Raw genomic sequence first — 14,957 nt, forward strand, 5'->3', positions numbered from 1 at the left:
GTATAGGTGATTACATCGCCTTCCGCTAGCTCAACACATCCGTTGTTGCCAGGAACCTGGTCGCTCTCCTTCACGATCGCGATGTCCGCGCTCTGGCAGATAACTACAACCGTATCCCCGTCCGCCGTGGTAGAGGTCGGGTGCGAGTCATCGGATACCGGGGTATTGGATGGGTTCATCGCAAGTCCGTTAACCGTAGCCTGGTTGGTCACCTCGCCATCGTCAACGTCGTCCTGTGTTACCGTATAGGTTGCAGTGTATTCCCAAATTTCATTAAGTCCAAGGATGCCGTCTGAACCTGTATCGCCCGTTGGGCCGGTGATGGTGGACAGGCCTACCAATGGATCTGTTACGACCACATTGTCGATGGACACGTTGCCCTCGTTGGTCACCCTGAAGGTATAGGTGATTACATCGCCTTCCGCTAGCTCAACACATCCGTTGTTGCCAGGAACCTGGTCGCTCTCCTTCACGATCGCGATGTCCGCGCTCTGGCAGATTAATACCGTAACTGTATTACTGGTAGCAGTATCAACAGTACCCAATACTGAGCTACCATCTACTTCCGCAGTATTTATAACAGAACCAGTATCCATATCATTTTGAGTTATTGTATAAGTTGCATTAAACGTCCAAACTTCACCAACATTCAAAATACCGTCACCATTATCCCCAGAAACGAGTACTATAGGAACAACTGGGTTTGGTGCCAAAAATAATGGATCGCTTATAACAACATTTGTAATATCAACATCACCTTCATTTGTTACTACAAACTTATAATCAATTGTATTACCAGCCTCAAAGTTAATACAATCTCCTGTTGCACTAGTACTGGACTTTACAATTGACATTTCAGCATCTTGGCAAAGATTTACTGTAACAGAAGATGAAGTAGAAACTGGGTAAGGATTTCCTGAGGTTTGAACTAGTCCGTTTACAGTAGCTGTATTTTGAACTTGTCCATTTGTGATATTTTGTTGTGTTACTGTATAAGATGCAGTATAAATCCATTCCTCGCCTCCTTCTAGAATACCATCTCCATCATCTCCACTTACATAAACAATAGGAACCACTGGATTCGGCGCCTCCAATAACGGGTCTGACAACTGCACATTATACACTGGTGAGGCTCCTACTGGAATTGACACTTTAAATGTATATGAAATAGGCTCTCCTGGAGCTATTGGTGTACAACCCTGTGGATTGTTTGGACTTGCTATTTTTTCAAGTATAATACCACAGTTGTTCAAAGTCAAAGTAACTGGTGTACGTGTCGAACTTTTACAACTTGTTGTATTATTTACAGCTTCAGCATAATATGTTTTTGAACCTATAGAATTCCATGTAGGAGCAACTACACTTCCACCAACAGCAAGATCATACCAAACTATGGATTGTCCTCCGGGTACAGTAGCTGTTGCCGTTAAAGTTTGTATTGGATCTAAAGCGCATTCCGTTTGGTTTCCACCACTCACAGGAGCTGAGGGCGCTGTATTTACCATGATATTTGCAGTGTCGCTGTTAGAGCAGCTGTTGCCATCGGTGTAGCTGTAGGTAACGGTAATGGAACCGGTTAATCCTAATGGATTGAAACTCGCTGTTCCGTTGCCGTTGTCCGTAACCCCTGTGCCGCTCCAAGTTCCATTGGAGTTGGTAGGCGTTCCCGTCAGGGTGATTGGGCTCACGTTGTCACAGAGTGGACCGTAATTCCCAGCATCGACCGTCGGAGCCGTGTTCACCAATATATTCGCGGTGTCGCTGTTCGAGCAGCTGTTGCCGTCGGTGTAGCTGTAGGAAACGGTAATCGAACCGCTAAGACCAGCAGGATTGAAGCTCGCAGTCCCGTTGCCGTTGTCCGTAACGCCCGTCCCGCTCCAGCTTCCGTTGGAGTTGGTAGGGGTTCCCGTCAGGGTGATTGGGCTAACGTTGTCGCACAATGGACCGTAGTTTCCGGCATCGACCGTCGGAGCCGTGTTCACCAATATATTCGCGGTGTCGCTGTTCGAGCAGCTGTTGCCATCGGTGTAGCTGTAGGTAACGGTGATCGAACCGCTAAGGCCAGCAGGATTGAAGCTCGCAGTCCCGTTGCCGTTGTCCGTAACGCCCGTCCCGCTCCAGCTTCCGTTGGAATTGGTAGGGGTCCCCGTCAGGGTGATTGGGCTCACGTTGTCACAGAGTGGAGCGTAGTTTCCGGCACCGACCGTTGGCGCAGTTTTAACAATTATGTTTGCAGTATCGCTGTTAGAGCAGCTGTTGCCATCTGTATAGCTATAGGTAACGGTAATGGAACCGGTTAATCCTAATGGATTGAAACTCGCTGTTCCGTTGCCGTTGTCCGTAACCCCTGTGCCGCTCCAAGTTCCATTGGAGTTGGTAGGCGTTCCCGTCAAGGTGATTGGGCTAACGTTGTCGCACAATGGACCGTAGTTTCCGGCATCGACCGTTGGCGCAGTTTTAACAATTATGTCTGCAGTGTCGCTGTTCGAGCAGCTGTTGCCATCTGTATAGCTATAGGTAACGGTAATGGAACCGGTTAATCCTAATGGATTGAAACTCGCTGTTCCGTTGCCGTTGTCCGTAACGCCCGTCCCGCTCCAGCTTCCGTTGGAATTGGTAGGGGTCCCCGTCAGGGTGATTGGGCTCACGTTGTCACAGAGTGGAGCATAATTGCCTGCGTCCACGTTAATTTGATTAGGTTGAGTAATAACAATAGTTTCCTGAGTAGCACAAGTACCATCACTTACTGTTACATTATAAGTACCTGCAGTTAGACCTGATTGATCTTGGGATGTTGGATTTAATCCACTTCCATTACTGGTGGTCCATGAATAAGTATACGAATTGGATCCGCCGGTTACAGTTAAGTTAATCGATCCGTCATTTCCACCAAAACAGGTTACATTTTGTTTCGTATAACTTGAATCTAAATCTGTATTTGTTAAAGTAAGTTTTCGAGATGGCGAAGTACAACCTAAAGTAGGGTTATAATAAAATGCATACCAAACTCCAGGAGTTGTAACTGTAGGATTATTTGGCAAATGGTCTCCTGTAACTGTTAAATCTGGATTAGTCGTCCACTTTAAAATAGCTCCGGGAGGAGTAGTAGATGTTACAAATGTATCTAGTGCAACTTGTGTGGGCTGACAATATTCTTTAAATATTGGGTCAACAGTGGGTGAATTTGCATACCCTTCAACAGATAATCTTAAACCATCTACCAACACAACTGATCTTCCTGGGTTTCCAGTTTTATAAAACACTTCCACGGAGGTGGCACTATTACCAGATCTAAATGTTATACATCTATTTTCCCAATAAGGGTTTATTTCTGTCCAACCGCCTGGATTTTGATTTCCTCCATTACCACTTGAAGAAAATGACAACCTTGTAGGAAAATCGCTTTGAGGGTGTTGTATTAAATCGTTATGGGTATAAGTTAATGGGTCAGTAATTTGAACCGCACCATTTCTTACACCAAATTGCAGGTTAGGCGCATATTCCAATATTCCTCCTCCTTGATTATTACTATTAACAGTAGCGTATCTTGGTATTACAGCTATTTCAAAACATACAGTATAGACTGTATTTGGAACTACAGTTAAAGTTTGGCGAATAGCTTCATTTTGATATGAAAATATAGCAAAACCACCACCATCAAAAGTAGACGGCTCAATAATACCAGGATATACTGAATTTGAGTTAGTAGTTGAATAAGAAATATATTGCCCTTCAGACCAATCTACAGTTCCGTCATCATCCCAACAGGTATATCTTGCATCAGCTTGGTACTGACCATTGGTACCACCCACAGCTGTGCGGAAAGTACCCCCATTAACATCGACCTTTTCAAAAGATCCGCAAGTAATGAGATTACAAGCTCCAACAACATTTCCTTTCTGACCATTATCGAAAGCTTGCGCTTTTGACCTAGAACGAAACGTTGCATTATATTCTGCTGCTTTTTTATCTAGATCAGCATTATATTGATCCAAGTATTCTTGCGAATATGGCAATATTACTTCTCCCTCATCTGAAGAACCTATCGCTTGAGAATAACCTTGGCTACTCAAGCAACCTATTAAAATGAGACCTATTAAGAACCTCTTATCAGAAGCTAATAATTTAGTAATTATTTTAAACATAAGTTAGAATTTTATTAATACCGATATCTTTTGATAATGCTATAAGTAACATTTCACCACAATTAATGTTCAAATATACAGTGTAAAAATTGTTAAGGAATTACTAACAAACAAGTATTAGTTGAACTGTAAAAAATAGTCGGCAAACGACCTAAATTGATTGAAAAAACAAGAAATTTTGTAGGAAAAAGACATACGTGTTAGTACGTATATACGCTGAATATAAGGCTTTTGGAGAGTAGTTTGGTAAGAAAAAAATACCAGTTTTAAATTTCTAATTGCATTCTAATATTCAAGTAAACCAATAAATGCAAAACAATATTGTATAATTAAAATCCTTCTAGTAGGTTTATAATGTAGTAAGAAAAAGTATTTTCAAAAGTTATATAGGTTGAAAGAAAAAATCCAATATAATTCTAAGCATTTACGGCTTAAATCTAAATAAACAACGTTTATCTTTGCAACCAATTTAGATTTAAAGCATGTCCTTAACAAAAGAAATAAAACGCCGAAGAACGTTCGGAATCATCAGTCACCCAGATGCCGGAAAAACCACTTTAACGGAAAAACTTCTTCTTTTTGGGGGAGCTATTCAGGAGGCTGGGGCCGTGAAAAGTAATAAAATAAAAAAAGGTGCTACCAGCGATTTTATGGAGATTGAGCGGCAGCGAGGAATTTCCGTGGCTACTTCTGTCTTGGCGTTTGAATATGAAGGAATTAAAATCAACATTCTCGATACCCCCGGCCACAAAGATTTTGCTGAAGACACATTCAGAACGCTTACCGCGGTAGACAGTGTTATTGTTGTAATTGACGTAGCAAAAGGTGTCGAGGAACAAACCGAAAAATTAGTTGAAGTTTGCCGAATGCGGAACATCCCAATGATTGTTTTTATAAATAAAATGGACCGCGAGGGAAAGGATGCGTTTGAATTACTTGATGAAATTGAGCAAAAACTAAACCTTCGTGTAACACCCCTAAGTTTCCCAATTGGGATGGGATACGATTTTAAGGGCATTTATAATATTTGGGAAAAAAACGTAAATCTCTTCAGCGGCGATAGCAGGAAAAATATTGAGGAAACTATTGAAATTGAAGATGTAAGCAGCCCAGATCTTGAAAAATTAGTTGGAGAAAAAGCAGCAAACACACTTCGAGAAGAGCTTGAATTGGTATATGAGGTTTACCCCGATTTTAATCACGATGAGTATTTAGATGGAGAACTTCAGCCAGTCTTCTTTGGATCTGCATTGAATAATTTTGGAGTACGGGAATTGCTTGATTGCTTTGTTGAAATAGCTCCTACCCCACGCCCAAAGGAAAGCGATACACGTTTGGTGAAACCGGAGGAAAAGGAGTTCTCGGGTTTCGTTTTTAAAATTCACGCAAATATGGATCCCAAGCACCGCGACCGTTTGGCTTTCGTTAAAATTGTTTCGGGCACATTCGAAAGAAACTCTCCCTATTTACACGTTCGCAATGGTAAGAAATTAAAGTTCAGTAGTCCGAACGCTTTCTTTGCCGAAAAGAAACAAATAGTTGACATTTCGTATCCAGGCGATATTGTAGGCCTTCACGATACCGGAAACTTCAAAATTGGCGATACGCTTACAGAAGGGGAAGAAATGCGATATAAAGGCATCCCAAGCTTTTCTCCGGAACACTTTAAATACATTAATAATGCCGACCCGATGAAAAGCAAACAGCTTGAAAAGGGCATCGACCAATTGATGGATGAAGGTGTGGCGCAACTTTTCACTTTGGAACTAAATGGCCGAAAAGTGATCGGGACTGTTGGTGCGCTTCAGTTTGAGGTAATACAGTACCGTTTAGAGCACGAATATGGTGCAAAATGTAGTTATGAAAACCTAAACGTGCACAAAGCTTGTTGGGTAGAAGCGAAAGATCCGAAGAGTGAGGAATTTGCCGATTTCAAACGTGTAAAAGCAAAATTTTTGGCGAAAGACAAACGCGGCCAATTGGTGTTCTTTGCAGATTCGGCTTTTACGCTGCAAATGACGCAGTCAAAATATCCGAATGTGAAATTGCATTTTGTGAGTGAATTCGAAAAAGCTAAAAAGTAAACGTTTCAATAAATAAAAAGGCCCCGATATTTCGGGGCCTTTTTTTATGCTTCGCCAGTCGGGCCAAAGTTTAAGGGAATGGGCGGCTGCTCATAATCTTTTATTTCGCCGTGGGCATTTTCAAATCGTTTCACGTTGTCACCCAATGCTTTTAGAAATCTTTTTGCGTGTTGTGGCGTCAGGATAATTCTCGACTTCACTTTACTTTTTGGGATTCCCGGCATAATGGTTACAAAATCTACAACAAATTCAGAAACAGAATGGTTTATGATGGCTAGGTTACTGTAAATACCTTGTGCCACAGTCTCATCAAGTTCAATATTTATCTGCCCTTGTTTGGGTTGTTCTTTTTTTTGATCTGCCATATCTGATTTACAATGTACGATTTACGATGTACGATTTAAAAATCTAAAATCGTACATCGTATATCTAAAATTACTAGTTATAATTTACTTCTTGCTTTACGCGGTTCATCTCCTCAAGCTCTTCTTTAGAACCTACAATGATAGTGTCATATCTACGCATACCGGTACCGGCTGGTATTTTATGTCCTACAATTACATTTTCTTTCAAGCCTTCCAAGGTATCAACCTTACCTGCAACTGCAGCTTCGTTCAATACTTTGGTGGTTTCCTGGAAGGAAGCCGCAGAGATGAATGACTTGGTTTGTAACGACGCTCTCGTAATACCCTGAAGTACTGGAGTGGCCGTTGCAGGAACCGCATCGCGCGCTTCCGCAAGTACTTTATCGTTTCTTCTCAATAAAGAGTTCTCATCGCGAAGCGTACGTGGAGAAAGGATTTGGCCTTCCTTCAAGTTTTCAGAATCTCCAGCGTTGGTGACAACCTTCATTCCAAAGATTTTATCGTTTTCTTCGATGAAATCATCTTTATGCGCCAATTGGTCTTCAAGGAAAGTTGTATCTCCCGGATCTTGGATCTGTACTTTACGCATCATCTGGCGAACCACAACTTCAAAGTGCTTGTCGTTGATCTTCACCCCTTGCAGACGGTACACCTCCTGAACTTCGTTCACAAGATATTGCTGTACTGCAGATGGGCCTTTAATGCGAAGGATATCTTCCGGAGTAATGGAACCATCAGAAAGTGGCATTCCTGCGCGAACGTAATCGTTTTCCTGAACTAGGATTTGGTTTGAAAGCTTCACCAAATACTTTTTCAATTCACCCAACTTGGACTCAACGATAATCTCGCGGTTACCACGCTTAATTTTTCCGAAGGAAACTACACCGTCAATCTCGCTAACTACTGCTGGGTTTGATGGATTACGAGCTTCAAAAAGTTCGGTAACTCGTGGAAGACCTCCCGTAATATCACCTGCTTTGGCTGATTTACGTGGAATTTTAACCAGTACTTTACCAATCTTAATCTTGTCGCCATCGTCTACCATCAAGTGAGCACCAACAGGTAAGTTATAGCTACGGATAACTTCGTCTTTCTTCCCTAAAATTTGAAGGGTTGGAATACGCTTTTTATCTCTCGATTCGGAAATTACTTTTTCTTGGAAACCAGTTTGCTCATCAATTTCTACCTGATAGGTTAAACCTTGAACAATGTTTTCGTATTTAATTTTTCCAGCAAATTCTGAAATAATTACACCGTTGTATGGATCCCAAGAACAAACCACATCACCAGCATTCAGGCTATCGCCATCCTTTACATAAAGTGTGGAACCGTATGGAATGTTATTGGTACTTAATGTAATACCGGTTTTCTTGTCAACCAGTTTAATTTCAGAAGTACGTGAAATTACAATATCAACTGTTTTGCCTTGGCTATCTTCACCTTTAACGGTTTTAAGATCCTCAATCTCTGCTTTACCGTCAAACCTGACAACCAATTTGTTCTCTTCGGAAATGTTCCCCGCAATACCTCCTACGTGGAAAGTACGGAGTGTAAGCTGGGTTCCTGGTTCCCCAATGGATTGTGCAGCCACAACACCCACGGCTTCTCCGCGCTGAACCATTTTATTGGTAGCAAGGTTACGACCGTAACACTGTGAACAGATTCCTTGTTTAGCCTCACAAGTAAGTGCAGAACGAACTTCAACACTTTCCAACGGAGATTTTCCAATGGCATCTGCTATTTCTTCTGTAATGTGTTCTCCAGAAGCAACAAGCAATTCCTTAGTCAATGGGTTAACAATATCGTTAAGTGCTGTACGTCCTACAATTCTATCGCGAAGGGATTCTACAACCTCTTCATTTTTCTTCAAGGCAGAAACCTCAATTCCACGAAGGGTGTAGCAATCTTCAATATTGATAATAACATCTTGTGAAACATCTACCAAACGACGTGTTAGGTAACCCGCATCGGCTGTTTTAAGAGCCGTATCCGCAAGACCTTTACGCGCCCCGTGGGTAGAGATAAAGTATTCAAGAATTGAAAGTCCTTCCTTAAAGTTGGAAAGAATCGGGTTCTCGATAATCTCGCCACCACCAGAGTTTGATTTTTTAGGTTTTGCCATCAAACCACGCATACCTGTTAACTGACGGATTTGTTCCTTAGAACCCCTCGCACCAGAGTCAAGCATCATATACACAGAGTTGAAACCTTGCTGGTCCTCACGGATTCGTTTCATCGAAAGCTCGGTAAGCTCAGCGTTGGTTGCAGTCCAAATATCAATTACCTGGTTGTAACGTTCGTTGTTCGTAATAAGTCCCATGTTGTAGCTGTTGATAATACCGTCAACTTGTTCGTTGGCGTTATCAATCATACTTTGCTTTTCAGCAGGGATAATGATATCACCCAAGCTGAAAGACAATCCACCTTCAAAAGCGAATTTATACCCAAGGCCTTTAATTTCGTCAAGGAACGCTGATGTTACAGGAACAGAAGTTACTTTCAAGATTTTTCCGATAATATCACGAAGTGACTTTTTAGTCAATACTTCATTTATAAAACCAGCTTCTTCAGGAACCTTTTCGTTAAAGATTACTCTTCCCAAAGTTGTGGTGATGATTTGGTTAACCAACTCACCATTTTCGTTGAAATCTTTCGTTCTAATCTTTATTTCAGCATTTAAATCTACTTGCCCTTCATTGTAGGCAATAATAGCCTCTTCAGCTGAATAGAAAGTAAGTCCTTCACCTTTAACTACAGTATCACCCATAGTTTTCTTAAGCTTGGTCATATAGTATAGACCCAAAACCATATCCTGTGAAGGAACCGCAACCGGACTACCGTTTGCAGGGTTCAAAATGTTGTGTGAAGCAAGCATCAAAAGCTGGCATTCCAAAATTGCTTCTGGCCCAAGTGGAAGGTGAACCGCCATCTGGTCACCATCGAAATCCGCGTTAAATGCAGTACAAACCAATGGGTGAAGCTGAATCGCTTTTCCTTCAATCAGTTTAGGCTGGAACGCTTGAATACCCAATCTGTGCAAAGTTGGGGCCCGGTTAAGCATAACTGGGTGACCTTTCAATACATTTTCAAGAATATCCCAAACTACGGGCTCCTTTTTATCTATAATTTTCTTTGCAGATTTTACTGTTTTTACAATTCCTCTTTCAATCAATTTACGGATTACGAAAGGTTTGTAAAGTTCGGCAGCCATATCTTTTGGAAGACCGCACTCGAACAATTTCAATTCCGGTCCCACGACGATTACCGAACGTGCAGAATAATCCACACGCTTACCAAGCAAGTTTTGACGGAAACGCCCTTGTTTACCTTTTAAGGAATCTGAAAGGGATTTCAATGGACGGTTACTATCAGTTTTAACTGCGGAAGATTTACGCGTGTTGTCAAACAATGAATCTACCGATTCCTGAAGCATACGCTTTTCGTTACGAAGGATCACTTCTGGAGCTTTTATCTCCATCAATCGCTTCAAACGGTTGTTACGTATAATTACACGACGGTAAAGATCGTTCAAATCTGAAGTTGCAAAACGGCCACCATCAAGCGGCACCAATGGACGTAATTCTGGTGGAATAACCGGAACTACTTTCATAATCATCCACTCGGCTTTGTTTTCGCGGTTTTTGTTTGCATCACGAAGTGCCTCCACAACTTGAAGACGCTTTAGCGCTTCAGTTTTACGTTGTTTTGAAGTTTCGTTGTTTGCTTTATGGCGAAGATTATATGAAAGTGTATCCAAATCGATTCTTTGTAAAAGATCGATCAAGCACTCTGCTCCCATTTTCGCGATAAATTTATTTGGATCTGTTTCTTCCAAATATTGGTTTTCCTGCGGAAGTGAATCAAGAATTGCAAGATATTCCTCTTCAGTAAGGAAATCCATTTTCTTCACATTCTCACCACCTTCATATTTTGCAATACCTGGCTGAATTACTACGTAACGTTCGTAGTAAATGATCATATCCAATTTCTTGGAAGGCAACCCGAGAAGGTACCCAATCTTGTTTGGAAGGCTTCGGAAGTACCAAATGTGCGCCACGGGAACTACCAAATTGATATGGCCTACACGGTCACGACGTACTTTCTTCTCCGTTACTTCCACCCCGCAACGGTCGCAAACTATACCTTTGTAGCGTATTCTTTTATATTTACCACAGGCACATTCGTAATCCTTTACCGGACCAAAGATGCGCTCACAGAAAAGACCGTCACGCTCAGGCTTGTGCGTACGGTAGTTTATTGTTTCGGGCTTTAATACTTCGCCGCGTGATTCCGCCAAAATGGATTCAGGGGAAGCCAAACCAATAGAAATCTTGTCGAATTTCTGTACTGTGTTTTCTTTATTTCTGTTCATCATGATTTAAAAATAAACTTTGTTGTTAAATGAGGTTTTTACTTCCTCGGAAGAAATTTATGATTCCCCACCGGAGCGGGGATTATCATTATTCCTCTAATCTAATGTCAAGACCCAATCCTTTCAATTCGTGCATAAGTACGTTGAAAGATTCTGGTAATCCTGGTTCTGGCATGGTTTCCCCTTTTACGATTGCCTCGTAGGTTTTCGCCCTTCCAATAACATCATCAGATTTAACAGTCAATATTTCTCTAAGCGTGCTGGATGCACCGTATGCTTCCAAGGCCCAAACTTCCATCTCTCCAAAACGCTGACCACCAAATTGTGCTTTACCACCAAGCGGTTGTTGCGTAATTAGTGAGTACGGACCAATGGAACGTGCGTGCATCTTATCATCTACCATGTGGCCTAGTTTCAGCATATAGATAATACCTACGGTTGCAGGTTGATCAAAACGCTTACCGGTGCCACCATCAAATAGATAGGTGTGTCCAAATCTTGGAATTCCAGCCTCATCGGTCAATTCATTTATTTGGTCAATAGTTGCACCGTCAAAAATTGGGGTTGCATATTTGCGACCTAACTTTTGTCCGGCCCATCCAAGAACGGTTTCATAAATCTGCCCAATGTTCATACGCGATGGTACCCCAAGTGGGTTCAACACGATATCTACAGGAGTTCCGTCTTCAAGGAAAGGCATATCTTCCTCACGTACAATACGTGCTACAATACCTTTGTTTCCGTGACGTCCCGCCATCTTGTCCCCTACTTTTAGTTTACGCTTTTTAGCGATGTAAACTTTGGCAAGTTTCAAAATTCCGGATGGAAGCTCATCTCCTACAGAGATTGTAAACTTCTCACGTCGCAAGTTACCTTGAAGGTCGTTTTCCTTAATTTTATAGTTGTGCATTAAATCTGCCACCAATACATTGGTTTCATCATCTGTCGTCCAAGTACCTCCAGTTAAGTGAGTATAATCATCAACCGCGTGAAGCATTTTTAATGTGAACTTTTTACCTTTAGGGAAAACTACTTCGCCAAGATCGTTATTTACACCTTGAGCAGTTTTTCCACCTACAATTGCGAAAAGTTTTTCAACCAAAACATCTTGCAGTGCTACGAATTTTGCTTCGTATTTTGCTTCAAGTTCAGCGATGTCCTCTTTATCTTTTGCACGCTTGCGCTTATCTTTTACGGCACGGGCAAACAATTTCTTGTCAATCACCACCCCGTTCAACGATGGCGAAGCTTTTAGCGAAGCATCCTTAACGTCACCTGCTTTGTCACCAAAAATGGCACGAAGCAGTTTTTCTTCCGGCGTTGGGTCGCTTTCTCCTTTAGGCGTAATTTTTCCGATAAGGATATCGCCAGGTTTTACCTCGGCTCCAATTCGGATCATACCGAATTCATCCAAATCTTTTGTAGCTTCTTCAGATACGTTTGGAATATCGTTTGTCAATTCCTCGTTACCCAATTTGGTATCGCGAACCTCCAAAGAGTATTCATCTATATGTATGGAAGTGAAAATATCTTCGCGAACTACTTTTTCAGAAATAACGATCGCATCCTCAAAGTTATACCCTTTCCAAGGCATGAAGGCAACCTTCATGTTTCGGCCCAAGGCCAATTCTCCTTTTTCAGTAGCATATCCTTGACAAAGCACCTGTCCTTTTTTCACTCTGTCGCCTTTGCGAACAATTGGCTTCAAGTTAATGGAAGTACTCTGGTTTGTCTTTCTGAATTTTACCAGTTGATATGTTTTTTCGTCAGAATCAAAACTTACCATACGTTCGTTCTCGGTACGGTCATATTTGATTGTAATTTCATTAGCATCAACATACTCTACTACACCGTCTCCCTCAGCATTTATCAAGACACGACTATCGGAAGCAACTTGTCTTTCAAGACCAGTTCCCACGATTGGTGAATCAGCAATCAACAAAGGTACCGCCTGGCGCATCATGTTTGAGCCCATCAGTGCACGGTTCGCATCATCATGCTCCAAGAATGGAATCAACGATGCTGAGATAGATGCAATCTGGTTTGGCGCAACGTCAGCATAATTTACAACCGTTGGTTCCACAAGCGGGAAATCACCTTCCATACGTGCAATTACCTTATCGGTTTCGATTTCACCTTTGTCAGACAATGGAATGTTTGCCTGTGCAATGTGTTTTTCTTCTTCTTCTTCAGCAGAAAGATAAACAGGCTCATGTTTCAAGTCGATTTTACCATCCGTAACTTTACGGTATGGTGTCTCGATGAAACCAAGATTGTTCACTTTCGCATAAACTGCAAGTGAAGAGATAAGACCAATGTTTGGTCCTTCCGGAGTTTCAATCGGACACAATCTACCGTAGTGCGTATAATGAACGTCACGAACCTCGAAACCTGCTCTTTCACGGGAAAGACCACCTGGCCCAAGTGCCGAAAGACGACGCTTATGCGTAATCTCTGCCAATGGGTTGGTCTGGTCCATAAACTGTGAAAGCTGGTTGGTACCAAAGAATGAGTTGATTACCGATGAAAGTGTTTTCGCATTAATCAAATCGATAGGTGTAAATACCTCGTTGTCACGAACGTTCATACGCTCGCGAATGGTACGCGCCATACGGGCAAGACCAACGCCAAACTGTTGTGACAATTGCTCACCCACAGTACGTACACGACGGTTACTAAGGTGGTCAATATCATCAATCTCAGCTTTAGAGTTGATAAGCTCGATAAGATATTTCACAATGGTGATGATATCTTCCTTGGTAAGCACTTGCTTGTCCATTGGGATATCAAGACCCAGTTTCTTGTTCATTCTGTAACGCCCTACCTCACCAAGATTATATCTCTGGTCACTGAAGAATAGTTTGTGGATAATACCACGAGCCGTTTCCTCATCGGGTGGTTCGGCATTACGAAGTTGTCTGTATATGTGTTCTACCGCTTCCTTTTCTGAGTTGGTAGGGTCTTTTTGCAGTGTATTGTGGATAATGGCGTAATCTGCCTGAAGGTTATCCTCTTTGTGCAACAAGATTGTTTTTGTTCCTGAATCGATAATTTCGTCAATATGCTCTTTTTCAAGAACAGTATCACGGTCCAAAATAATTTCGTTACGTTCGATGGAAACTACTTCACCTGTATCTTCATCCACGAAATCCTCATGCCAAGTTTTTAGCACACGTGCCGCTAGTTTGCGGCCAATATATTTTTTAAGCCCCGTTTTTGAAGCTTTAACTTCTTCCGCAAGGTCAAATATTTCAAGAATATCCTTATCCCTTTCAAAACCAATGGCACGGAAAAGTGTAGTTACAGGTAATTTTTTCTTACGGTCAATGTACGCGTACATTACGCTGTTAATATCTGTGGCAAACTCAATCCATGAACCTTTAAAAGGAATTACACGGGCAGAGTACAGTTTAGTTCCGTTTGCGTGGAAGGACTGGCCAAAGAAAACACCTGGCGAACGGTGAAGCTGCGAAACAACAACACGTTCGGCCCCGTTGATGCAGAAAGTTCCGCTTGGGGTCATATAAGGGATTGTACCTAAGTAAACGTCCTGTACTATTGTTTCAAAATCTTCGTGCTCGGCATCTGTACAGTACAGTTTTAAACGCGCCTTCAGAGGTACGCTATAGGTAAGACCGCGCTCAATACATTCCTGGATGGAATATCTTGGTGGATCTACGAAATAGTCTAAAAACTCTAAAACGAATTGGTTGCGGGTATCGGTAATCGGGAAATTTTCCAAAAAGGTTTTGTACAATCCTTCTTGGCCTCTTTCTTCTGATTTGGTTTCCAACTGGAAAAAATCCTGAAAGGATTTAATCTGAATGTCCAAAAAGTCGGGATATTCCGGCTTATTTTTTACAGAGGAAAAATTCAATCTTTCAGTTTGCGTTGCTGACATCTATGGACGGAATTTTAATTAAAATGAAAATGAAATAATCGTATAAAAAGGCATTAACCATTATATACGCAAAATGGTTTAGGTCTTTCC

General features: G+C 41.7%; 5 protein-coding genes. 1 reads left to right on the forward strand and 4 read right to left on the reverse strand.

The features are described 5' to 3' along the window. The coding region (locus AC58DT_RS12425) for a beta strand repeat-containing protein (protein WP_497217139.1) at positions 1 to 4,145 on the reverse strand (4,145 nt) is incomplete at its 3' end. 482 nt (positions 4,146 to 4,627) lie between these two features. On the opposite strand from AC58DT_RS12425, the gene AC58DT_RS12430 reads away from it, so the two are divergent. Further along, positions 4,628 to 6,229, forward strand: a complete 1,602-nt coding sequence (locus AC58DT_RS12430; protein ID WP_497217140.1) for a peptide chain release factor 3 — start codon at positions 4,628 to 4,630, stop codon at positions 6,227 to 6,229. 44 nt (positions 6,230 to 6,273) lie between these two features. On the opposite strand, the gene AC58DT_RS12435 is transcribed toward AC58DT_RS12430, so the two are convergent. From AC58DT_RS12435 to rpoB, 3 genes are all read right to left on the reverse strand, one after another. Beyond that, positions 6,274 to 6,594, reverse strand: coding sequence for a DUF3467 domain-containing protein (locus tag AC58DT_RS12435; RefSeq protein ID WP_045081585.1), 321 nt, complete (start codon positions 6,592 to 6,594; stop codon positions 6,274 to 6,276). A 73-nt stretch (positions 6,595 to 6,667) separates the two neighbouring features. Next, a complete protein-coding gene (gene rpoC, locus AC58DT_RS12440; protein WP_497217210.1) occupies positions 6,668 to 10,966 on the reverse strand; it encodes a DNA-directed RNA polymerase subunit beta' in 4,299 nt (1,432 codons plus the stop codon). Positions 10,967 to 11,054: 88 nt separating this feature from the next. Continuing rightward, entirely contained in the window at positions 11,055 to 14,867 is a 3,813-nt protein-coding gene (gene rpoB, locus AC58DT_RS12445) for a DNA-directed RNA polymerase subunit beta (RefSeq protein ID WP_497217141.1), read from the reverse strand. Positions 14,868 to 14,957: the final 90 nt, after the last annotated feature.

This window comes from Aequorivita sp. CRS11, assembly GCF_059693805.1.